The organism is Pseudorhodoferax sp. LjRoot39 (genome assembly GCF_964253035.1).
GTDB lineage: Bacteria > Pseudomonadota > Gammaproteobacteria > Burkholderiales > Burkholderiaceae_C > Pseudorhodoferax.
Genome location: NZ_CAXUQL020000001.1, coordinates 1,354,592 through 1,376,395, shown reverse-complemented (window position 1 = coordinate 1,376,395; position 21,804 = coordinate 1,354,592). Strand labels below are relative to the sequence as shown.

The window sequence follows — 21,804 nt, the reverse complement described above, 5'->3', positions numbered from 1 at the left end:
GGACGGTGCAGCCCCTGCCTGAACTACAGGCGCATCCGCGCCTCGCAGCGCTGATCGCGCGAGCCCGTGCCGACGCCAATGCGCGCCTGCCGCGCATCGGCCTGGTCTACCCCTGCGACGCGCTGGCGCTGGATGCGGCGCAACGCATCGCGGCCAGCGGTATCGGCCAGCCCGTGCTGGTCGGTCCGCACGCGGCCATCGCGCAGGCTGCCGCTTCCGCGGGCGTGGACCTGTCGGGCATGGCCCAGGTCGACACCGCAGACACCGGCACCGCCGCTGCGCTGGAGGCCACCCGGCTGGCGCGCAACGGCCAGGTCGACGTGCTCATGAAGGGCTCGCTGCACACCGACGAGCTGATGTCCGCCGTGGTCCACAAGGAGAACGGCTTGCGCGGCGAGCGCCGCATCAGCCACGTGTTCCTGTTCGACCTGCCGCACTACCCCAAGCTGCTGGCCATGGCCGACTGCGTGGTCAACATCGCGCCCGACCTGCGCACCAAGCAGGACATCCTGGGCAATGCCATCGCGCTGCTGCAGAAGCTGGGAAACCCCCGGCCCAAGGTCGGCATCGTGGCCGCGGTGGAGACCGTGACGGCGGCCATCCCGGCCACGCTGGACGCGCAGGCCCTGGTCGCGCAGGCCCAGGCCGGCGCCTGGCCGGGCGCCATCGTCGAAGGGCCGTTCGGCTTCGACAACGTGTTCTCGGCCGAGGCCGCGCGCATCAAGAAGATCGCAGGCGTGGTGCCGGGCGACGCCGACCTGCTGCTGCTGCCCGACCTCAACGCCGCCAACATGCTCTACAAGAGTTTCGTCTACGTGGGCGGCGGCGATTGCGCCGGCCTGGTGCTGGGCGCGCGCGTGCCGGTGGTGGTGACCTCGCGCGCCGACTCGGCCGGCGCGCGCATCGCCTCGGTGGCGCTGGCGGTGCTGGCGGCGGGGTAGCGCGGCGATGCGGTCCATCCGGTTCAGCATCTTCGGCAGGCTGGTGGACATCGTCGGCGACGGGCAACATTGGCGGGCCTTCTCGGCCAGCCTGGAGGGCCAGCGCGTTCCCGCCGACTTCGTGGTGCCCGACAGACTCGCCGAAGACGCGTTGCAGCAGTACCTGGAGGACTTGTTCCATGAGCACACCACCCCCAGCAACGGGGACGTCCGGCGCATCGGCTGAAGCGCAGGGCGCGGTGCTGGTCGTGCGCAGCGCCGGGACGGGTGACGCGGCGCGCCTGGCCACCCTGGCGACGCAGGTCTGGCTGCACACCTACGCCATCGACGGCATCGACGACGACATCGCCCGCCATGTGCTGTCCGAACTCGGCATGGAGCGCCACGCCGCCCTGCTGGGCGATCCTGGCGTCCGCGTCCTGGTGGCGGAGCTGGCCGGCCGGCTCGTCGGCATGGCGGTGCTGCGCATCGGGGCGCAGGACCCGGTCGGCGCAGCCTCCACGGCAGAGCTGCAGACGCTCTACGTGCAGGCGCACTTCGTCGGCCGCGGCATCGGAACGCGCTTGTTGCAGGCCGCCGAAGGTCTGGCGCGCTCGCAGGCAGGCTGCGCGCTGTGGCTCACGGTCAATGCACGCAACGCCCGTGCCCTGGCGTTCTACGCACACCAGGGCTACAGGCGGGTCGGCACCGACTGGTTCACGCTGGGCGAGGCGCGCCACGAAAACCATGTGCTGCTCGGCGGCGGGCTAGCCGGTCGGCCCGCAGGGCGATACAGCGGGTCGGCTTGACGCGGTCGACGCGCGCCATATTCGATTGCCATATACATCTGCTTTCGAGGCGCTCTTCATGCACATCGGCACCGTCTTCATCAACAACGGCAGCCAGGCCGTTCGGCTCCCGCTGGACGTTCGCTTGCCCGAAGGCGTGCACAAGGTGGAAGTCCGCGTCAGGGGCAACGAACGCATCATCGCGCCGCTGGGCCAGACCTGGGACAGCTTCTTCCTCGATGGGCCGGTCGTCAGCGACGACTTCATGGCCGAGCGCGCCGACCAGCACCAAGCCGCGCGGGAAGCGCTTTGATGCTGCGCTACCTGCTGGACACCAACATCGTCATCGACGTGCTCAAGCGGCGGCCGGTCGAGGTGCAGGCCACTTTCAACGCCAACGCCAGCCGCATGGCGATCTCTTCGATCACGCTGGCCGAGCTGCTGCACGGCGCCGAGAAAAGCACGCGCACGCGCGAGAACCTGGCCGCCATCGAGGATTTCTGCAGCCGCCTCGATGCGCTGCCGTACGGTGCCAAGGCCGCGCAGCACTACGGCGCCATCCGCGCAGCACTGGAAAATCAAGGCCAGCCCATCGGCGTGAACGACCTGCACATCGCCGGCCATGCGCGCAGCGAAGGGCTCACGCTGGTGACGAACAACACCTCGGAGTTCGTGCGCGTCCCTGCGCTGGAGGTAGGGAACTGGATCAGCGCCGGCCGCTGAAGGCGGTGCCGGCATCCTCAGGTACAGCCCCTCAGCCCGCCACGCGCGGCAGCCAGGTCGCCAGCGCCGGGAACAGCATCAGGATGATCACGGCCAGCACCTGCAGCGCCATGAACTGCAGCATGCCGGCGTAGATGTGCTTGAGCTCCCACTGCGGCACCACGCCCTTGAGGAAGTAGGCCGACAGCGCCACCGGCGGCGACAGCCAGGCCGTCTGCAGCGTGACCGCCACCAGCGTGCAGAACCACAGCAGGTCGATGCCCGCGGCCTGCACGATGGGCAGCACCACGGGCACCACGATCAGCACGATGGGCACCCACTCCAGCGGCCAGCCCAGCACGAAGATGAGGCCCAGGATCAGCCCCAGCATCACCATGGGCGGCAACGACAGGCTGAGCAGCCACTCGGCCATGAACTCCGGGCTGCCGAGCCGTGCGAACACCGAGCCGAACAGGTTGCTGGCCACCACCAGCAGCAGGATCATGCTGGAGACCTCCAGCGTCTGCAGCATGGACTTCCGGATCTGCGGCCAGCGCATGCGGCCCGAGCCCACGGTCAGCACGAAGGTGGCGGCGCAGCCCACGGCGCCGGCATCCGTGGGCGTGGCGATGCCCAGCAGGATCACTCCCAGCGTGGCCGCGATGACCACCACCACGGGCAGCACGCCGAGCACCAGGTCCTTGACCACCGGCGCCAGCGAGGTGGGCCGCAGCTCGGGCGGCAGCACCGGCCCCAGCGCCGGGTTGAGCCAGCAGCGCAGCAGGCACCAGACCAGGAACAGCGTGGACAGCAGCAGCCCCGGCAGCACGGCGGCCGCGAACAGGTCGGTGGCCGGCACGCCGACCACCGGCCCCATCACGATCAGCATCACGCTGGGCGGAATCAGGATGCCCAGCGTACCGCCCGCGGTGATGGCACCGGCGCTGAGCTTGGGGTCGTAGCCGCTCTTGATCATGGACGGCCCGGCCATCACGCCCAGCAGCGTGACGGCCGAACCGACGATGCCGGTGGCCGCCGCGAAGATGGTGGCGGTGATGATGACCGCGATGTACAGCGAGCCGCGCACGCCGGCCAGCAGCTGCTGGATGCCGCGGAACAGCCGCTCCATGAGGCCGGACTGCTCCAGCAGGAAGCCCATGAACAGGAAGAACGGGATGGAGGCCAGCACGGTGTCGCGCATGACCGAGAAGGTCTGCAGGATGGCCAGGTCGAACACCACCGGCCCGAGCGCGATGAAGCCCGTGGCCAGCGACAGCGCCCCCAGCGTGAACGAGATCGGAAAGCCGATGAAGATCGCGCCGAACAGCACCAGCAGCGCGACGATGCCCAGGACTTCGTCGCTCATACCGCGATCTCCGGCGCGGCCTCATTGCCCGGCCAGGCGCCGGTGCGCAGCGTGTGCAGGCACTTGAGGCATTCGCTGATGCCTTGCAGCATCAGCAGCGCACCGGCCACCGGCAGCGACAGCTTGAACGGCCAGGTGATGGGCTGCCAGGAACTGCTGACGAAGGTCTCGTTGCTGACGAAGGCTTTCCAGAAGTAGCCCCAGCCCACGAACAGCAGCACGCCCACGAACGGAAAGAACATCAGCAGGTAGCCCGCCAGGTCCACGCCGGCCTGGCGCCGCGGCGACCAGTTGGCGTAGAAGCTGTCGGTGCGCACGTGGCCCTTGCGCTGCAGCGTGTAGGCCGCGCCCAGCATGAAGAAGCTGCCGTACAGCATGAAGGTCATGTCGTAGGCCCATTGCGTGGGCGCGTTGAACACATAGCGCGCCACCACCTCGTAGCTCAGCGACAGCACCAGCGGCACGATCATCCAGGCCACGAGGTGGCCCGAGACGATGGCCACGCGGTCGAGCGCGCGCGCGGCGCGCAGCAGTCCCGTTTCCATGGGGGGCATCCGTTTCTCCATCCGGATGCCGCAGCGCCGCCACGGCGGCCCCGCGGCACGCCGTTCACTTGTAGGGCGAGTCGATGCCCAGGTTGTAGTACAGGCCGACGATCTTGTTCCAGTACGGCACGACCAGCTTGGCGAACGTGCGCTGCGACTCCAGCACCTCCTTGAAGAAGGGGTTCTTGCCGGCCTCGCGGTCGTACACCAGGTTGGTGGCCTTGATGAAGGCCGGGAAGATGTCCTTGGGCGTGTCGTGCACCTGCACCTTGAACTCGCCCTGGATCTTCTGCAGCGCCTGCGCGTTGCGCTGCACGTTGTAGCTGTAGGTCTCGGTCATGCAGGCCAGGGCCGCGGCCTCGATGATGGCCTTGTGCTCGGGCGCCAGCTTGTCCCAGGTGCGCTTGTTGATGAGCAGCTCGCCCACGTCGGTGGACTGGTGCAGGCCCTGCAGGTAGTAGTGCTTGAACACGGTGTGAAAGCCCAGCGCCAGGTCGTCCGCCGGGCCGATCCACTCGGCCGCGTCGATCACGCCGCGCTGCGCCGCCGGCACGATCTCGCCGCCCGGCATGGCCACGGCGTTGATGCCCATCTCCTTGAAGATCTCGCCGACCAGGCCAGGAGGCGCGCGGTACTTGAGCTTGCGCATGTCGTCCAGCGAGGCGATGGGCGTCTTGAACCAGCCCAGTGGGTCCGGCCCCATGGGCTGCACCATGAGCGGCTCGATGTTGAGCTTGAGCACCTCGGCGTAGAAGCGCTTGTACAGCGCCATGCCGCCGCCCTGCAGCAGCCAGGCCACGTGCGAGATCTGGTCCATGCCGGTGCCGGCGCCGGCCGCAGGGTTGGAGAACAGGCCGGCCGCGGTGTTCTTGCCCGACCAGTAGTGCGTCCACGAGTAGCCGCCGTCCACCACGCCCTTGTCCACCGCGTCGAGCATCTCGAAGGCGTTGACCACCGCGCCATCGGGCAGCATCTCCATCTTGATCTTGCCGCCGGACATCTTGTCGCAGCGCTCGCCCAGCTTCTTCATGAGGTCGAAGTAGATGCTGGAGGTGGGCACCGCCGTCTGGATCTTCATGCGCACCGTGCTCTGCGCGCGCGCCAGCGTGGGGGCCGCGAGGCCGGCTGCCGCCAGTGCCGAGGCGGCCCCGCCGAGGGCGCCCCGCCGTGTGAGTTTCGCCATGGTCTGTCTCCTTCTCGTCGCTCGTTGAAGAACCGCGCGCCGTACCCTGGCAGGCGCGCCCCGCCATCCATCAAGGCCGCCTGCGCGCGTCCTCCCGGATCATGTCCACGGCCTTCTCGGCCATCATCACCGCCGGTGCATGCGTGTTGCCCGAGACCAGCGTGGGCATGGCCGAGCAGTCGACCACGCGCAGCGCCTCGATGCCGCGCACGCGCAGCCGCGGGTCGAGCACCGCGCCCTCGTCCGCGCCCATGCGGCAGGTGCCGCTCGGGTGGAAGATCGTGGCGCCGTTGTCGCGGCAGAAGGCCAGCAGCGCGGCCTCGTCGGCCGCATCCGGGCCGGGCTTGACCTCGCGCCGCACATAGGGCCGCATGGCCGGCGCCGCCGCGATCGCACGGGCGGCCTGCATGCCGGCCACGGCCGTGCGCCGGTCCAGCTCGGTGGCCAGGTAGTTGGGCTGCATCGAAGGCGGCTCGAACGGGTCGGCCGAGCGGATGCGCACGCGCCCGCGCGACTCGGGCCGCAGCTGGCACACCGACATCGTGAAGCCCGAGAACGGATGCACCTTGCCGCCCGCCATGTCGGCCGACAGCGTGGCCACGTGGAACTGGATGTCGGGCGTGGTGGCCACCGGCAGTCCGTCGGGCCCGCGCAGCGCGCGAAGGAAGCAGCCGCCCTGGTTGATGCCCACCGCCAACGGCCCGCTGCGCGCCAGCAGCCACTGCAGGCCGAGCCGGGCCTGGCCCCACCAGCTGCGCAGCTGGTCGTTGGTGGTGATGGGCTTCGTGCACTCGTAGATCAGGCGGATCTGCAGGTGGTCCTGCAGGTTCTCTCCCACGCCAGGCGCGTCATGCACCACGGCGATGCCGTGCTCGGCCAGCAGCGCGGCCGGGCCGATGCCCGAGAGCTGCAGCAACTGGGGCGACTGCAGCGCCCCGGCGGCCAGCAGCACCTCGCCGCGGCAGCGTGCCGCGCGCAGGATGCCGTCCTGCCGCCAGCGCACGCCCACGGCGCGCCGGCCCTCCAGCAGCACACCGGAGGCGAAGGCACCGGTCTCCACGCGCAGGTTGGGCCGGCCGCGCGCGGGCTTCAGGTAGGCCTTGGCGGCGCTCACGCGCAGGCCGCGGTGCGTGGTCAGCTGGTAGTAGCCCGCGCCCTCCTGGCGGGCGCCGTTGAAGTCGTTCGTACGGGGCACGCCGATCTCGCCAGCGCCGGCGATGAAGGCCTCGATGAGTTCGTGCCGCGCACCGATGTCCGACACACGCAGCGGCCCGGCATCGCCGTGCAGCGGGATTGCGCCGCGCTGGTTGTTCTCGGACTTCACGAAGTACGGCAGCACCTCGTCGTAGCTCCAGCCGGTGTTGCCCAGGGCGGCCCAGTGGTCGTAGTCCTCCTGCTGGCCGCGGATGTAGATCAGGCCGTTGATGGAGCTGCTGCCGCCCAGCGTCTTGCCGCGCGGCCAGTAGATGCGCCGACCGTTCATGTTCGGGTCCGGATCGGTCTGGTAGCACCAGTTGACCTCGGGGCTCCACATGGTCTTGCCGTAACCGATGGGCAGGTGGATCCACGGCGAGCGGTCGGGCGGGCCGGCCTCCAGCAGCAGCACACGCGTGCCGGGGTCTTCGGACAGCCGAGCCGCCAGCACGCAGCCGGCAGAGCCAGCGCCCACGACAATGTGATCGAACACTTCTTGCATGGATTTTCCGGAACGAATTCTTCCGAAATGAAGTCGAGACGATTATTCTTGGAATGAAACGTTCCGTTTCTTGATGATTACCCTGAGCGTGCCGACGTGAAAGCCCCTGACCCCTCGACCGCATCCGATTCGTCCGCGGCCCGCAGCCTGCGCCTGCTGGCGGCGGTGGCCGAGGCCGGCCACGCGCTGACGCTGGCCGAGCTGGCGGACCGGCTGGGCCTGCCCAAGCCCACGGTGCACCGGCTGTGCGGCCAGCTGCAGGAGGGCGGCTTCCTGGCGCGCGACGTGGACGAGCGCTGCTTCGTGGTCGGCCCGGCACTCAGCCGGCTGGCCTTCGACACGCTGAACCACGGCGCCGCGCGCGGGCTGCGCCACGATGTGCTGGCGCGGCTCGTGCAGCAGGTCGGCGAGACCTGCAACTTCACCACGCTGGACGGTCTGCGCGTGCTCTACCTGGACCGCGTGGAGGCGCACTGGCCGCTGCGGCTCACGCTGGAGGTCGGTTCGCACGTGCCGCTGCATGCCACGGCCAGCGGCAAGCTGTTCCTGGCCCTGATGCCGGCCGCCGAGCGCGATGCGCTGATCGGCCAGCTGGTGCTGGAGCGGCTCACGTCCGAGACCCTCACGGACGCGCAGGCGCTGCGCGCCGAATGCGCGCAGATCGCGGCCCAGGGCCACGCCGATGACCGCGGCGAGTTCATCGCCGGGCTGATCGCGGTGGCCGTGCCGGTGCTGGATGGGCAGGGGCGGCCCAGGGCGGCGATCGCGGTGCATGCGCCGACGGCGCGCATGTCGCTGGAGGAGGCGCGCGAGAAGCTGCCGTTCCTGCATGCGGCGGCGGCGCGTATGCGGACGCTGCTGTAGCGCTGTGCGCCCTCCTTCGGCTCCTTTGCCCCCTCGACAGGACCCTTGTAAGCCGTTGCCCTCTGGGCCGGCTTCGGCGACAAGGCCTGCGTCAGAATCACAACCGTTCACGCCAACCGGCTATTTGAAGCAGTTCCCGATGTCGTCGATCGCGTTCATCCGCTGACCCATGCCCTCATCTGCGCAAACTTACGAGCTGCCTTCTGCCGCGCCGAGCCTTAGCGTGAATGCAGAGCAGTTCGAGTACGGCCTCATCGGCAAGGGCCGCTGCCAGGCCGAGACGGCACTGATGGCCGGGCTGGTCCCCCTGTGACCAAACGGGCGCAAGGGCGCGATACCTCAGCTCTGAGCGTTATGCATGAGCCACCTTTGACAGAGGCTGCGCTGGTGGAGCGCATTGCCCTGGGCGAGCACACCCGCCAGCAGTTCAAGCGCACGTTCCACAACCCCGATGCGCTGGCCGCTGAGCTGGCCGCGTTCGCCAACAGCGGTGGTGGCACGCTGCTCATCGGCGTCGACGACGACGGCCGCATCGCGGGGCTGGACGCTCCCGAACTGCGCCGACTCAACCAGATGCTCAGCAACGCCAGCAGTCAGCATGTGCGTCCTCCGATTCACCCCCTGACCGAGAACGTGAAGACCGAGGCCGGGCTGGTGATGGTGGTGACGGTGCCCAATGGCCTGGCCAAGCCCTATCTCGACCACCAAGGCCGCATCTGGGTCAAGCAAGGCGCCGACAAGCGCCATGTGACCGCCCGCGAGGAGCTGCAGCGCATGTTCCAGCGCGCCGGCCTGGTCCTTGCCGACGTGGTGCCCGTGGCGGGCACCACCAGCGCAGACCTGGACGAACCGGCATTTCGCCGCTACCTGGACAAGCACTACGCTGTAGACACCACGCAAGCCGGGCTGGCGCTGGACGCGCTGTTGCAGAACCTGGGGCTGGGCGACGGCCTGGAACTGAACTTGTCGGGCCTGATGCTGTTTGGACGCAACCCGCTGCGCTGGTGCCCGGCGTTCGTCATCAAGGCCGTGGCCTTTCCGGGCACCCGCATCACCGACACCCGCTACCTCGACAGCCAGGACATCAGCGGCACCTTGCCCCAGCAGTACACCGAGGCGTTGGCCTTCATCAAGCGCAACCTGCACCGCGTGCAAGGCGACCCTCGCCCGGCATCCTGGAAGTGCCCGAAATCGCCCTGCAGGAGCTGCTGGTCAACGCACTGGTGCACCGCGACTACTTCACCAGCGCGTCCATCCGCATCCTCGTGTTCACCGACCGCATCGACATCATCAGCCCGGGCCACCTACCCGACAGCCTGCGCGTCGATGACATCCGCCACGGCAAGGCCAACCGCCGCAACCCCACGCTGAGCGAGCACGCCTTCCGGCTGCTGCCGTACCGCGGCCTGGGCAGCGGCATCCCCCGTGCGCTGGACGAATGGCCACGGATCGAACTGATCGACGAGACCAGCGGCAACCAGTTCACCGCCCGGGTGCTGCGACCTGGAACGCAGTGGAACGGGGCAGCCGCGCCAGTCGCCCCGCAGGTGGCCGACCCAGTCACCGACCCAGTCACCGACCCAGTCACCGACCCAGTTTTGCGGCTCCTGCAAACCCTGGTCAACGGCCCTCTGGCGCCCTCTGAGATCCAAGAACGCCTGACGCTCAAACACCGCCCCACCTTCCGGGCCAACTACCTGCGCCCGGCATTGGAGCGCTTGTGGATCGAACCGACCTTGCCCGGCAAACCCAACAGCCGCCTGCAGCAATACCGCCTGACCGACCGGGGAAGGGCGCAAGTGCAATGAATGAAAGGAAGAACACAGCATCTGTGGGTCGATGCACCTGACGCCGTTGAGATTCGGCAGTCCAGAACGCTCAAGAACCAGGGATTGACCTGGCTGCGGTGCATGCCGAGTTGGTGGCGGTGGCGCGGACCATCGCCGACGCGACGCAGCGGCACAACAGCTTCCTGCAAGCGCTGGGCTCAAGCCATTGCCATCGCCTCGCAATGGATTCCCGGCGGCAGCATGCCTGCAGATGCCAGCGCCGGGCTCAGGCGGACCCGACCACTCCCCACACCGCCCGCCCCAGCGCCAACACGGCCAGCACGCCCAGCAGATCCAGCAGCCGCCGCCGGAACTGTTCCGGCGACACGCGCGCGAAGGCCCGGCCGCCCAGCCAGATGCCGGCCAGCATGGCCGGCGCCAGCCACAGCGCCCAGCGCCAGGTGTCTGCCCCCACCAGCGCCCCCGCATCGCCCGCCCGCGGCAGCACGGCAGCGAAGGCCAGCGCCAGCACGTCCGAGCACAGCAGCATCAGCACCATGGTCGCGCGCAGCGCGGCCGGCGCCATGCGCGTGGCACTCAGCAGCACGGCCACCACGATGCCGCCGATGGCGGCCACGCCGTTGACCACGCCGGAGAGCGTGCCGACACCCAGGCGCATGCGCGGCGTGGGCTCCAGCGCCGGGCGCACACCGCTGCGCAACGCCAGCACGGCCACCAGCAGCAGCACGCCGATCACCAGGCGCAGCCCGGTCTCGGGCAGCCACGCCAGCAGCGCCACGCCGATCGGCACGCCCAGCACCTGCCCCGCCACCAGCGCGCGCAACCAGGGCCAGTCGGCATCACGCAGGCCCGCGCGCAGCATGTGCAGGCTGGCCAGGATCTCCAGCAGGAAGATGGACGGGATCACGGCCGAAGGCGCCACCAGCAGCGACAGGCCGGCCACGCTGAAGGCCGAGAAGCCGAAGCCCGCGAAGCCGCGCACGAAGCCGGCACCCAGCACCACGGCCAGCGCGGCCAGCAGTTGCCAGCCGGCCAGCGGGGGCGCGAGCAGCGCGGCGCTCAAGGGTGGCGCCTCACACCGAGGTGCCCACGGCGCACCACGTGGCGAGGGTGCGGCGCGCCTTCACGGCGATGCGTTCCTGAGCCTGCGCAGTTGCTCTTCGGCGCGCTCCAGTTGGGCGCGCAGGGCCTCGACCTCCTGCTCCAGCCGCGCGATGCTGGCCGCCCGGCTGGCCTGTGCCGGGCTGGCGTTGCACTGGGCCTGCAACGCCGCCAGCTGCTTGTCCAGCTCCCGGCGCAGCAGCATCCGCCCCCTCGCACGCGCATCGTCGATCTCCTGTTCGACAGCCGCCAGTTGCGCGGCGCACGCCGCGTCATCCAGCGGCGCTGCCGCCTGTTGGGCGAAGACGGAGGCCGAAAGTGGCACGAGCAAGGCCAGGGTGCAAGAGCAAAAGCGCATACCGGTACCGGGAAGGAGGGCCGCCGAGCATGCCAGCAATTGCGCCATCCGCCGATCAGTGGCCAGATCACAGCGAGCCCACAGGGCGATTGCGCCGTGCCTGCGCGTGCGCCTACATCCGGCCCTTCCACGGCACCACGCGCCGCTCGACCCAGCGCATCAGCAGGTCGAACAGGTAGGCCACCACGCCGATCACCACGATGCCCATGATCACGATGTCGGTGCGCAGGAAGTTCGACGCATTGAGCACCATCTGGCCCAGGCCCATGTTGGCCGCCACCATCTCGGCCGCCACCAGCGTGGTCCAGCCGAAGCCGATGGCGATGCGCATGCCCACCAGGATCTCGGGCATGGCCGCGGGCAGCACCACGTGGCGCACCACCTGCCAGTAGCTCGCGCCCATGGAATAGGCCGCGTTGATCTGCTCCTGCGCGGCGCTGCGCATGCCCGAACGGGCCGACAGCGCCAGCGGCGCGAAGCACGACAGGAAGATCAGCAGCACCTTGGGCAGCTCGTCGATGCCGAACCAGATGATGATCAGCGGCAGGTAGGCCAGCGGCGGCAGCGGGCGGTAGAACTCCAGCGGCGGGTCGAAGATGCCGCGCGCCCAGCGGCTCATGCCCATGGCGATGCCGACCGGAATCGCCGTCACGCAGGCCAGCAGGAAGGCCGAGAACACGCGGAACATGCTGGCCAGGAAGTGCTGCCACAGGGGCTTGTCGTTGGCCTGGCCGGTCAGGTAGAGCCAGAACTGCTCGAACACGGCCTGCGGCGTGGGCAGGAACAGCGGCTTAACCCAGCCCATGTTGGTCACCAGCGTCCACAGCACCAGCAGCACGACCACGGTGACCACGCTGATGGTGCCGCTGCTGCCTTCGCCCGGTGTGCGGAAGCGACTGGTCTTCACCGGGGCGGCGGACTGCGCCGCGGCAGGCGCCGGCACGGTCAGGGCGGGGGCACTGTCAGACATGGGCTGGCTCCAGTGCGTCGCGGTGGTGGATGATGGCCAGCACCTCTTCGCGCATGCGGATGAAGGCCGGCTCGGACTTGACCTTGCGCGCGTCGCCATGCTCGAGGAACTGGCGCGAGAACGGCACGGCGTCGTAGACGTGCGAGATGCGGCCCGGGCTGGGGCTCATGACGATCAGCCGCGTGGACAGGAACAGCGCTTCCTCCACGTCGTGGGTGATGAAGAACACCATCTTTTGCGTGGCCATCCAGGCGCGCAGCAGGATCTCCTGCACCTGCTCTCGCGTGAACGCGTCCAGCGCGCCCATGGGCTCGTCCATCAGCAGCACGGCCGGGTCGTTGGCCAGTGCGCGGGCGATGCCCACGCGCTGCTGCATGCCGCCCGACAGCTCGTAGACGGCGCGGTCGGCGTACTTGGCCAGGCCCACCAGGGCCAGCTTCTCTTCGGCGATGCGTCCACGCTCGGCCGCCGGCACGCCGCGCAGCCGCAGGCCCAGCGCCACGTTGTCGCGCACGTTGAGCCAGGGCATCAGCGCGTGCTTCTGGAACACCACGCCGCGCTCGGCGCCAGGGCCCTGCACCGGCTGGCCGTCCAGCAGCACCTGGCCCGACGAGGGCGGCAGAAAGCCGGCGATGCAGTTGAGCAGCGTGGTCTTGCCGCAGCCCGAGGCCCCCAGCGCGACCACGAAGTCGCCGCCCTGCATGCGCAGGTTGACGGGCGCCAGCGCCTGCAGCGTGCCGCCCTTGACGGCGTAGTTCACCGTCAGCTCTCGGATGTCGAGCGTGGGCATCGCTTTACTGGCCCAGGGCCTTCTTCACATACACGTCGGTCACGAAGTTCGCGTAGCTTGGCTTGACCTCCTGCACGCGGCCCTGCTCCTTCAGGAACTCCGCGGTGCCGGACATGGCCTTGGCCGCGCCGCCGCCCAGCCAGTTGGCCGAGAGCTGCTCCTGCAGCGTGGGGAAGCTGTACAGCGCCATGCCGGCCGCCACGTCCTTGGGGTCGGCCTTGGTCCACTTGGCCACGGCCTTGACCTGCGCCGAGTCGGCATTCCAGCCCTTCAGGCCTGAGCGCACCTCGGCGTTGGCGCGGTCCAGCGCCTTGACGAAGGCGACCATGAAGGCCTCGTTGGCGGCAGCCCACTTGGCATCGACGACGATGCCTTCGAACGTGGGGTAGCCCTGCTTGCCGATGCTGCCCGAGGTGGCGATGACCTTGCCGTTGCCCTTGACCTTGGTCAGCACCGGGTCCCAGATGAAGGTGGCGTCGATGTCGCCGCGCTCCCAGGCGGCGGCCACCTCGGGCGGGCGCATGTTGTTGACGTTGACCTGGCGCCCGTCCACGCCCGCGGCCTTGAGTGCGGCCATGAGCTGGTAGTGCGCGGTGGAGACGAAGGGCACGCCCACGCGCTTGCCCTTGAGGTCGGCCAGCGTGTTGACGTTGGAGCCGTTGCGCGCCACCAGGGCCTCGGCGTCGGCGATGTCGGCCGAGACCCAGAACAGCCGGATGTCCTGGCCCTGGCTGGCCGCGGCCGTCAGCGGGCTGGAGCCGACCTCGCCCATCTGCACGTTGCCCGAGGCCATGGCGCGGATCACGTCGCCGCCACCGCCGAACATGCGCCAGTTGATCTTGTAGCCGGTGGCCTTCTCGACCTCCCCGGATTCCATGACCAGGCGCAGCGGCACCAGCATGTCCTGGTGGGCGAAGGTCACTTCCTTGGTCTGGGCCTGGGCCCCGACAGCGAGGACGAGCGCGGCGGCAGCGGCGGCGCGGTGCATGGATCGACGGGTGGGCATCGTGGAGATCTCCTGGGTCCGAACGGGAACACATGCGGCCACCGCAGACCTGCGGCGCCGGGCGGGCGAGCCGGGCCAATGTGCAGCAAAGGCGCACGACACAAAAGAACCAGCGTGCGCCCGTCCATGGGGCCAGGAAACCAGGGTGAACCCTCGGTTTGGTGCGGCGCGCACCGGCCGCGTGCGCCGCGCCCGGCGGTGCTCAGCCGCGCCGCGCGCCGCGGGCCGTGGCCAGTTCGTCCACCGCCTTGGCCAGCGCCGCGATGCCATCGGCGATGCGCTCGGTGGCGATGGACGACAGCCGCAGCCGGAAGTACGGGCAGGGATAGGGCGGGTGCTGGAAGAACACGTCGCCCGCCTCGATCAAGACACCGTGGCGTTGCGCGATGGTGGCGAGCTCGGCGCCATCCACCCAGGCCGGCGCGCGCACCCACATCGAGGCGCCGCCGCGCGGCAGATCGAATGCGAAGTCGGGCAGCTGCGTGCGCAGCGCCCGCGCCAGCAGCTGTACGCGCTCCTGCATCACCATGTTCACGCGGCGCGCGTGCGACTCGTGGTGGCCCAGCGAGATGAACAGGGCATAGGCGTGCTGCAGGAAGGCGCTGGGGTGGCGCACCATGGCATGGCGCAGCACGCGCAGCTCCTGGATCAGCGCACGCGGCGCCACGATGTAGCCCAGCCGCATCGATGGCGACAGGCTCTTGGACAGCGAGCCCACGTAGACCACGCGGCCGCTCTTGTCCAGGCTCTTCAAGGCCGGCATGGGCGCGCCCTCGTACAGGTTCTCGGCCTCGTAGTCGTCCTCGATGACCACGAAGTCGGCCAGCTCGGCCTTGCGCAGCAGCCACTCGCGCCGCGTGAGCGACAGCGTGGCCGTGGTCGGGCTCTGCTGCGAGGGCGTGACGAACAGGTAGTCCAGCGGCGGCAAGGTGTCGACCAGCACGCCCTCGCCGTCCACCGCCACCGGCACCCAGCGCGGCCTGCGCAGCGAGAAGGTGTTGCGTGCATGCGGGTAGCCCGGCTCCTCGAAGCCGAGCCGGCTGGTTTCGTCCAGCAGCGCATCGGCCAGCAGGTGGAAGGCCTGCTGCGCTCCGACGGTGACCAGGATCTCCTCGCGCAGTGCGAACACGCCGCGCTTGGGCAAGAGGTGCAGGCGGATCTGCTCGATCAGGTCGGGAACGTCATCGGTCTCGAAGTCCGGCGTCCACTGCGCCAGTTGGGCACGCGCCAGGCTGCGCGTGCAGCATTCGCGGAAGCCCTCGATCGGGAACAGCTCGGGATCGTGCGTGCCATAGACGAAGGGATAGGGCACCTCGCGCCAGCGCTCGGGCTTGGACAGCGTGGGCGCGTCGGACAGCGAGCGCAGCACACGCGCGCCCCAGTCCGGCGCGACGCCGCCACCGCTGCCGAAGCTGGTCGGTGGCGTCGCCCCCACACTGGCGGGCCGCGCGTTGCGCGCCACGAACACGCCGCTGCGCGCACGCGCTTCCAGGAAGCCCTCGTCGATCAGCTGCTGGTAGGCCGCCGTGGCCGTGTTGCGCGACAGGCCGAGCAGGCGCGAGAGTTCGCGCGAGGATGGCATCGCGGCGCCGGCCGGCAACCGCCCCTCCAGGATGGGCTGCACGATCGCCAGCCGCAGGCGGCCCTGCAGGGGCAGGCCGGGCTGCTCGGGCACGACGAACAGCCGCGCCCATTGGTGGTGCGCTTCGGCGCCGGGGGTGCTCATGGGAGGCGCAGTCTAGCGCCATGCAGGCACCAGACTGGCGTGGTGGATTGGGGGCCACTGGCACTATCGCCGCGCGGATCAAGCGCCTAACCTGCGACGCAACCTGAACAGGAGAGCCTCTTGAGCACCACCCCCCCGCCCGTTACCGAAGCCACCCTGGCCGCCTTCAGCGAGGCCTGGAACCGCCACGACATCGATGCCTTGATGTCCTTCATGACCGAGGACTGCATCTTTCAGACCGCCGGCGGACCGGACGCCTGCGGCACACGCCATGTGGGCGCAGAGGCGGTGCGCAAGGCCTTCCCGGCCGCCTGGGCCACCATGCCCGACGCGCAGTGGCGCAACGGCAAGCACTTCGTGCAGGGCGACTTCGGCGTGTCCGAATGGACCTTCACGGGCACCGCCGCGGACGGCACGCGCGTGGAGGTGGACGGCGTGGACCTGTTCACCTTCAAGGACGGCAAGATCCACCTCAAGAACGTGTTCCGCAAGACGCGGCCCAACCTGCCCGCGCGTTGAGGCGATGAGCAGCCTGCCCTTCACCGCCGCCGGCGACGCCCCCGCCGAACGGCGCTACGACCCGCGCTACGACCCGCTGGTGGCGCCCGACCCCGGTGCCGGACGCGCCTACGCACCGACCTGGTGGGTAGCGAGCGCCGGCACCCCGCCGGCAGACGACGGCCCCGTGCGTGGCGACGTCGACGCCGACGTGGTCGTCATCGGCGCTGGCGCCACCGGCATGTCCACCGCGCTGTACCTGGCGCAGGAACATGGCATTGCCGCCGTGGTGCTGGAGGCCAACCAGAGTTCCTGGGGCTGCTCCAGCCGCAGCGGCGGCCAGGGCCAGAACGCGAGCGGCCGGCTCAAGCGCAGCCAGTGGATCGCACGCTGGGGCCTGGACACCGCGCGTGCACTCGACCGCGAGATCCGCACGGGCTTCGAGAACTTCGCCGGGCTCACGCGCGAGATCGATTGCGACGCCTACGACGGCGGCCATCTGTACGTGGCCCACCGGCCCGAGAAGATGGACTACCTGCGCGCCGAATCGCGCGTGATGAACGAACAGTTCGGCTACCGCACGCGCATGCTCACGCCCGGCCAGATCCATGAGGAATTCTGCGGCGAGCGCGAGGCCGCCGGCGCCATGTGGGAAGAGCACGGCATCGGCATCCATCCGCTCAAGTTCACCTTCGGCCTGCTGCGGCGCGCCCGCGCGCTGGGCGTGAAGGTGCACCCGGCCAGCCCGGTGCAGGGCTGGGAGACCATCGCCGGCGTGCACCATCTGCGCACGCCCGGCGGCACCGTGCGGGCGCGCCGCGTGGCCGTGTGCACGGGCGGCTACACCGGGCAACAGCTGCACCCGCTGCTCAGGAACAAGATCATGCCGATCCTGTCGAACTCGGTGGTCACCCGCGAGCTGACGGCCGCGGAGATGGCGGCCTGCGGCGTGCGCAACGAGACCTTCCTGACCGACACGCGCACGCTGCGCTTTTACTACCGCTTCCTGCGCGGCAACCGGCTGCAGCTGGGCAGCCGCAGCGCCGTCACGGGCGCAGACGCCGAGGCCCCCGAGCACCTCAAGCTGCTGACGGACGCCATCGCGCGCAAGTTTCCGCCGCTGGCCGGCATTCAGATCGACCACTCGTGGTGGGGCTGGGTGGACGTGAGCCACGACATGATGCCGCGCATCACACGGCCCGACCCGGCGCAGACCATCTGGTACGCCGTGGGCTACGGTGGCAACGGGGTCTCGTTCTCCACCTGGGCCGGCAAGCGCCTGGCCCAGCGCGTGACGGGCCAGGACGCCGAGCGCGCCGTGTTCTCGCTGCCCATCTACGACGGGCCGCTGGAGTATCCCAACGCGTTCGGCGTGGTACGTTCTCCGTTGCTGGCGCCATTCCGCCGCATCGGCCAGCGTGCGCTCTACAAGTGGTACTGGCTGCGCGACGAGAAGTAGCACGACGCGAGACAGCACGACGACGGTGCATGGCAAGGGAAAACACTGCCCCTCTGGCTCCAGCATTTCACCGCCTGTGGCATGCGTGCATGGCGTGCTTCATGCGTATCGTTGGCGCAAGGCCGCGACGGGCGCGGCCAGCAGAACAAAGGAGCTTCCCCCATGCGTTCGTTTTCCCTGCACCGCCGCGCCCTCGGCAACATCGTCTTCGCCGCGGCCGCGCTGGCCGCGACGGCCCTGCCCAGCCAGGCACAAGAGCAGCCCAAGAAGGGCGGCACGCTGGTGGTGGGCAGCACCCAGGTGCCACGCCACCTCAACGGCGCGGTGCAGTCCGGCATCGCCACGGCCATGCCGTCCACGCAGCTGTTCGCCAGTCCCCTGCGCTTCGATGACAAGTGGCAGCCCCAGCCCTACCTGGCCGAATCGTGGAAGCTGGCCGAAGACGGCAAGTCGCTCACGCTGAACCTGCGCAAGAACGCGGTGTTCCACGACGGCAAGCCCGTCACCTCGGAAGACGTGGCCTTCTCCATCATGGCCATCAAGGCCAACCACCCGTTCCAGACCATGCTGGCGCCGGTGGAGAAGGTGGAGACGCCGGACCCCTACACGGCCATCATCCGCATGGGCCAGCCGCACCCGGCGATCCTGCTGGCCATGAGCCCGGCGCTCGCGCCCATCCTGCCCAAGCACATCTACGGCGACGGCACCGACCTCAAGGCCCATCCGCGCAACACCACCGACGTGGTCGGCTCCGGGCCGTTCAAGCTCGCCGAGTTCCGCGCCGGCCAGCGCATCGTGCTGGAGCGCTTCGACAAGTTCTTCCTGCCAGGCAAGCCCTACCTGGACAAGGTCATCATGAACATCGTGCCCGACACCTCCAGCCTGCTGCTGGGCCTGGAGCGCGGCGACATCCAGATGGTGCCCTACGTGGCTGTCTCCATCGACCTCAAGCGGCTGCAGAACAACCCCAACATCGCGCTCACGAACAAGGGCTTCGAGGGCATCGGCGCACTGAATTGGCTGGCCATCAACACCGCCAAGAAGCCGCTGGACGACGTGCGCGTGCGCAAGGCCATCGCCTATGCGATCGACAAGAACTTCATCACCAAGGCGCTCATGGGCGGCTTCGCCACGCCGGCCGACGGCCCCATCGTGGGCAGCAGCCCGTTCGCCGTGGCCGACCTCGTGCGCTACCCGGTGGACCTCAAGAAGGCCGCCGCGCTGCTCGACGAAGCCGGCCTGAAGGCGGGCAGCAACGGCGAGCGTTTCAAGATCACGATCGACTACCTGCCCGGTGCGGACGAGCAGCAGAAGAACGTGGCCGAGTACGTGCGCGCGCAGCTCAAGAAGGTCGGCGTGGTGGTGGAGGTGCGCGCCTCGGCCGATTTCCCGGCCTGGGCCAAGCGGCTGGCCACGCACGACTTCGACCTGTCGATGGACACCGTGTTCAACTGGGGCGATCCGGTCATCGGCGTGCACCGCACCTACCTGTCGAACAACATCAAGCCGGTGGTCTGGACCAACACCCAGTCGTACAGGAACGCGCAGGTCGACGAGTTGCTCAACACGGCTGGCGGCATCATGGACGAGACCAAGCGCAAGGCCTACTACGCCACCTTCCAGAAGATCGTGACGGACGAGGTGCCCATCGTCTTCATCAACAACTCGCCCTACTACACGGCGACGCGCAAGAACGTGGGCAACGTGCCGACGACGATCTGGGGGCCGGCCGCGCCCTACGACGAGGTCTTCCTCAAGTAAGCACCCGGCCACGGCCCCGCGACCATGTGCCAGCACGCACGCCAGGGATCAGGCCCCGTGGCCCCCGATGGCTCCGCCGGCGCGCGGGCTTGCGACATCGGCCAGGTGCTGCCAGATCCGCTGGAACTCGGCCCCGATGTCCAGGAAGGCGTCGACCACATGCGGGTCGAACTGCGTGCCGCGCCCGTCGGCGATGGTGGCCGTCGCCTGCGCATGCGACACGGGCAGGCGGTAGGCGCGTCCGCTCACCAGCGCCTCGTAGGCATCGACCAGCGCCACCAGCCGCGCGCCCAGCGCGATGGCCTCGCCCGCCAGGCCACGCGGATAGCCGCTTCCGTCCCAACGCTCCTGGTGCCCATGCGCCATCGCGCCGGCCGTCTGCAGCAGCGGCGTGCCGCCGCCCAGACCCTGTTCGATGCGCTGCAACAGCGCAGCACCGCGCTCCGCATGCAGGCGCACGATGTCGCGCTCCTGCGCGGTCAGCGCCTCGGCCTTGAACAAGATGCGATCCGGCACGTCCACCATGCCGATGTCGTAGAGCGGCACCGCCTTGACCATCAGCCGCAGCGCCTCGTCCGACAAGGCCGGCGCGTAGCGCGGGTCCAGTTGCAGCCGGTCGGCCAGGGCCTGCAGGCCGGCCTGCAGGCGCTGCACGTGGCGGCCGCCTTCGAACGCGCGCGCATGCAGCAGCCCGGCCATCGTGCCGATGATCGCGTCGTACTGGCGCTCGGCCGCGGCCATGCGCCGCACGACCTCGCCCTCGAGGAACTGGTTCTGGTCGCGCAGGAAATCGGCCGCGGCCTTCAGGCGCAGTTGCGCGTCGATGCGGGCCAGCATGATGGGCGGGCTGACCGGCTTGGCGATGTAGTCCACCGCGCCCATGCCAAGGCCCATCTCCTCGTCGACCGCATCGTCCAGCACCGTCAGGAAGATCACCGGGATGTCGCGGGTGCGCGCGTCCTGTTTGATCCTGCGGCACACCGCATAGCCGTCCATTTTGGGCATCACCACGTCGAGCAGCACCAGGTCGGGCACGGGTCCGGCGTGCAGCAGGCGCAGGGCGCGTGCGCCGTCGGTGGCCACGCGGACCGCATAGCGGTCCTGCAGCATCCGGGTCAGCACGGCCAGGTTTTCCGGCACGTCGTCGACGATGAGGATCGTCGGCCTGTCCATGGTCTTGTGCTTCATCGCATCTCCCGGTCCGCCTGTCTGATCGCATGCAGTTTATGCGCGAATCTCCCGTTGAAATGAACTGCACACACCCCGCATACTGGTCCGCATCACCCCCAACTCCCTCGATGACATGAACATGCTGCGCGCTCTTGCAACCCGCCTGCTGCAGGGCTTCCTGCTGGTGCTGGCCGTGGTGGTGCTGAACTTCATGCTGGTGCATGCCGCACCCGGCGATCCGGTCGAGACCATCGCCGGCGCCAGCGGCGGCATGAGTCCCGAGCTCATGGCCCAGCTGCGCACCCAGTACGGGCTGGACCGCCCGCTGCCGGTGCAGTTGGGCATCTACCTCGGCCGCGTGTTGAGCGGCGACCTGGGCTACTCGTACTTCTTCAACCTGCCGGTGGCGCAGATGATCTTCGAGCGCGTGCCCGCCACGCTGCTGCTGGTGGTCTCGGCGGTGCTGCTGGCCTTCCTGGCGGGCACGCTGCTGGGTGTGCTGTCCGCGCGCCGGCCCAACGGCCTGCTGTCGCAGTGCATCACCGTGCTCTCGCTGGTGGGCTTCGCCGCGCCGGTGTTCTGGACCGGCATGCTGCTGGTGCTGCTGTTCGCGTCCTGGCTGCCGATCCTGCCCGTGGCGGGCATGCGCTCGGCAGACTCGGTGGGCGCCACCGGGCTGGCCGACATGCTGGACGTGGCCCACCACCTGGTGTTGCCCACGGTGACACTGGCCCTGGTCTACGTCGCGCAGTACAGCCGGCTGGCGCGCTCTTCCATGCTGGACGTGCTGGGCTCGGACTACATCCGCACCGCGCGCGCCAAGGGCCTCGCGGAGCATGTCGTGCTCTACAAGCACGCGCTGCGCAACGCGCTGCTGCCGGTGGTCACCATGCTGGGCCTGCAGTTCGGCAACGTGATGGCCGGCGCCATCATCGTGGAGACGGTCTTCAACTGGCCGGGCCTGGGCCGCCTGGCCTTCGACTCGGTGCTGCGGCGCGACTACCCGACCATCCTCGGCGTGCTGCTGTTCTCCTCCATCGTGGTGGTCGTCATGAACCTGCTGACCGACCTGGCCTACCGCCTCATCGACCCACGCATCAAGACCGCCTGA

General features: G+C 69.3%; 22 protein-coding genes and 1 pseudogene. 12 read left to right on the top strand and 11 right to left on the bottom strand.

From position 1 onward, the window contains the following. Positions 1–2: 2 nt before the first annotated feature. The 5 genes and pseudogenes from ACSQ4M_RS06540 to vapC all read left to right on the top strand — a co-directional run. A pseudogene (locus ACSQ4M_RS06540) lies at positions 3–941 on the top strand (bifunctional enoyl-CoA hydratase/phosphate acetyltransferase); the annotation flags it as partial. Between the two features lie 7 nt (positions 942–948). Then, positions 949–1,167: a DUF7661 family protein gene (locus ACSQ4M_RS06535; RefSeq protein ID WP_436188789.1), complete on the top strand. Its 219-nt coding sequence runs from the start codon at positions 949–951 to the stop codon at positions 1,165–1,167. After that, on the top strand, positions 1,121–1,729 hold the full coding sequence (locus ACSQ4M_RS06530; protein ID WP_436188788.1) for an N-acetyltransferase family protein: 609 nt from the start codon (positions 1,121–1,123) through the stop codon (positions 1,727–1,729). The genes ACSQ4M_RS06535 and ACSQ4M_RS06530 overlap by 47 nt, the downstream gene beginning before the upstream one ends. 58 nt (positions 1,730–1,787) lie before the next feature. Beyond that, on the top strand, positions 1,788–2,021 hold the full coding sequence (gene vapB, locus ACSQ4M_RS06525; RefSeq protein ID WP_436188787.1) for a type II toxin-antitoxin system VapB family antitoxin: 234 nt from the start codon (positions 1,788–1,790) through the stop codon (positions 2,019–2,021). Continuing rightward, positions 2,021–2,431, top strand: a complete 411-nt coding sequence (gene vapC, locus ACSQ4M_RS06520; RefSeq protein WP_436188786.1) for a type II toxin-antitoxin system tRNA(fMet)-specific endonuclease VapC — start codon at positions 2,021–2,023, stop codon at positions 2,429–2,431. Before vapB ends, vapC begins: the two co-directional genes overlap by 1 nt. 31 nt (positions 2,432–2,462) lie before the next feature. On the opposite strand, the gene ACSQ4M_RS06515 is transcribed toward vapC, so the two are convergent. From ACSQ4M_RS06515 to ACSQ4M_RS06500, 4 genes are all read right to left on the bottom strand, one after another. After that, positions 2,463–3,776, bottom strand: a complete 1,314-nt coding sequence (locus ACSQ4M_RS06515) for a TRAP transporter large permease (protein ID WP_436188785.1) — start codon at positions 3,774–3,776, stop codon at positions 2,463–2,465. After that, positions 3,773–4,321 (bottom strand): TRAP transporter small permease subunit, encoded by a 549-nt coding sequence (locus ACSQ4M_RS06510; RefSeq protein WP_436188784.1) that lies wholly within the window; start codon positions 4,319–4,321, stop codon positions 3,773–3,775. Before ACSQ4M_RS06510 ends, ACSQ4M_RS06515 begins: the two co-directional genes overlap by 4 nt. Positions 4,322–4,385: 64 nt before the next feature. Beyond that, entirely contained in the window at positions 4,386–5,504 is a 1,119-nt protein-coding gene (locus ACSQ4M_RS06505; protein ID WP_436188783.1) for a TRAP transporter substrate-binding protein, read from the bottom strand. A 70-nt stretch (positions 5,505–5,574) separates the two neighbouring features. Beyond that, positions 5,575–7,200, bottom strand: coding sequence for a GMC family oxidoreductase (locus ACSQ4M_RS06500; RefSeq protein ID WP_436188782.1), 1,626 nt, complete (start codon positions 7,198–7,200; stop codon positions 5,575–5,577). Between the two features lie 96 nt (positions 7,201–7,296). On the opposite strand from ACSQ4M_RS06500, the gene ACSQ4M_RS06495 reads away from it, so the two are divergent. From ACSQ4M_RS06495 to ACSQ4M_RS06485, 3 genes are all read left to right on the top strand, one after another. Then, positions 7,297–8,064, top strand: coding sequence for an IclR family transcriptional regulator (locus ACSQ4M_RS06495; RefSeq protein ID WP_436188781.1), 768 nt, complete (start codon positions 7,297–7,299; stop codon positions 8,062–8,064). A 309-nt stretch (positions 8,065–8,373) separates the two neighbouring features. Then, complete coding sequence (locus tag ACSQ4M_RS06490) at positions 8,374–9,435, top strand: AlbA family DNA-binding domain-containing protein (protein ID WP_436188780.1); 1,062 nt, start codon at positions 8,374–8,376, stop codon at positions 9,433–9,435. Continuing rightward, the gene (locus tag ACSQ4M_RS06485; protein WP_436188779.1) at positions 9,330–9,872 is read left to right on the top strand and encodes a Fic family protein; all 543 of its coding nucleotides are present in this window, start codon (positions 9,330–9,332) and stop codon (positions 9,870–9,872) included. Before ACSQ4M_RS06490 ends, ACSQ4M_RS06485 begins: the two co-directional genes overlap by 106 nt. 247 nt (positions 9,873–10,119) lie before the next feature. Here the strand turns inward: ACSQ4M_RS06485 and ACSQ4M_RS06480 are convergent, their stop codons facing one another. From ACSQ4M_RS06480 to ACSQ4M_RS06455, 6 genes are all read right to left on the bottom strand, one after another. Next, positions 10,120–10,917: a TSUP family transporter gene (locus ACSQ4M_RS06480; protein ID WP_436188778.1), complete on the bottom strand. Its 798-nt coding sequence runs from the start codon at positions 10,915–10,917 to the stop codon at positions 10,120–10,122. A gap of 60 nt (positions 10,918–10,977) precedes the next feature. After that, positions 10,978–11,361 carry a DUF1090 family protein gene (locus tag ACSQ4M_RS06475; protein WP_436188777.1) on the bottom strand — a complete coding sequence of 128 codons (384 nt, stop codon included), beginning with the start codon at positions 11,359–11,361 and terminating at the stop codon, positions 10,978–10,980. A gap of 64 nt (positions 11,362–11,425) precedes the next feature. Beyond that, complete coding sequence (locus ACSQ4M_RS06470) at positions 11,426–12,283, bottom strand: ABC transporter permease subunit (protein WP_436188776.1); 858 nt, start codon at positions 12,281–12,283, stop codon at positions 11,426–11,428. Further along, complete coding sequence (locus ACSQ4M_RS06465) at positions 12,276–13,073, bottom strand: taurine ABC transporter ATP-binding protein (RefSeq protein ID WP_436188775.1); 798 nt, start codon at positions 13,071–13,073, stop codon at positions 12,276–12,278. Before ACSQ4M_RS06465 ends, ACSQ4M_RS06470 begins: the two co-directional genes overlap by 8 nt. Positions 13,074–13,077: 4 nt before the next feature. Next, the gene (gene tauA / locus ACSQ4M_RS06460; RefSeq protein WP_436188774.1) at positions 13,078–14,079 is read right to left on the bottom strand and encodes a taurine ABC transporter substrate-binding protein; all 1,002 of its coding nucleotides are present in this window, start codon (positions 14,077–14,079) and stop codon (positions 13,078–13,080) included. Between the two features lie 202 nt (positions 14,080–14,281). Next, on the bottom strand, positions 14,282–15,805 hold the full coding sequence (locus tag ACSQ4M_RS06455) for a PLP-dependent aminotransferase family protein (protein ID WP_436188773.1): 1,524 nt from the start codon (positions 15,803–15,805) through the stop codon (positions 14,282–14,284). Between the two features lie 120 nt (positions 15,806–15,925). On the opposite strand from ACSQ4M_RS06455, the gene ACSQ4M_RS06450 reads away from it, so the two are divergent. The 3 genes from ACSQ4M_RS06450 (at position 15,926) to ACSQ4M_RS06440 (ending at position 19,523) form a co-directional block, all read left to right on the top strand. After that, complete coding sequence (locus tag ACSQ4M_RS06450) at positions 15,926–16,324, top strand: nuclear transport factor 2 family protein (protein ID WP_436188772.1); 399 nt, start codon at positions 15,926–15,928, stop codon at positions 16,322–16,324. A 4-nt stretch (positions 16,325–16,328) separates the two neighbouring features. Continuing rightward, positions 16,329–17,762 (top strand): NAD(P)/FAD-dependent oxidoreductase, encoded by a 1,434-nt coding sequence (locus ACSQ4M_RS06445; RefSeq protein ID WP_436188771.1) that lies wholly within the window; start codon positions 16,329–16,331, stop codon positions 17,760–17,762. 162 nt (positions 17,763–17,924) lie between these two features. After that, positions 17,925–19,523, top strand: a complete 1,599-nt coding sequence (locus tag ACSQ4M_RS06440) for an ABC transporter substrate-binding protein (RefSeq protein ID WP_436188770.1) — start codon at positions 17,925–17,927, stop codon at positions 19,521–19,523. A 48-nt stretch (positions 19,524–19,571) separates the two neighbouring features. Here ACSQ4M_RS06440 and ACSQ4M_RS06435 read toward each other — a convergent pair whose 3' ends face one another. After that, positions 19,572–20,711 carry a response regulator gene (locus tag ACSQ4M_RS06435; protein WP_436188769.1) on the bottom strand — a complete coding sequence of 380 codons (1,140 nt, stop codon included), beginning with the start codon at positions 20,709–20,711 and terminating at the stop codon, positions 19,572–19,574. Between the two features lie 115 nt (positions 20,712–20,826). Here ACSQ4M_RS06435 and ACSQ4M_RS06430 point away from each other — a divergent pair, with 115 nt between their 5' ends. Further along, entirely contained in the window at positions 20,827–21,804 is a 978-nt protein-coding gene (locus tag ACSQ4M_RS06430; protein WP_436188768.1) for an ABC transporter permease, read from the top strand.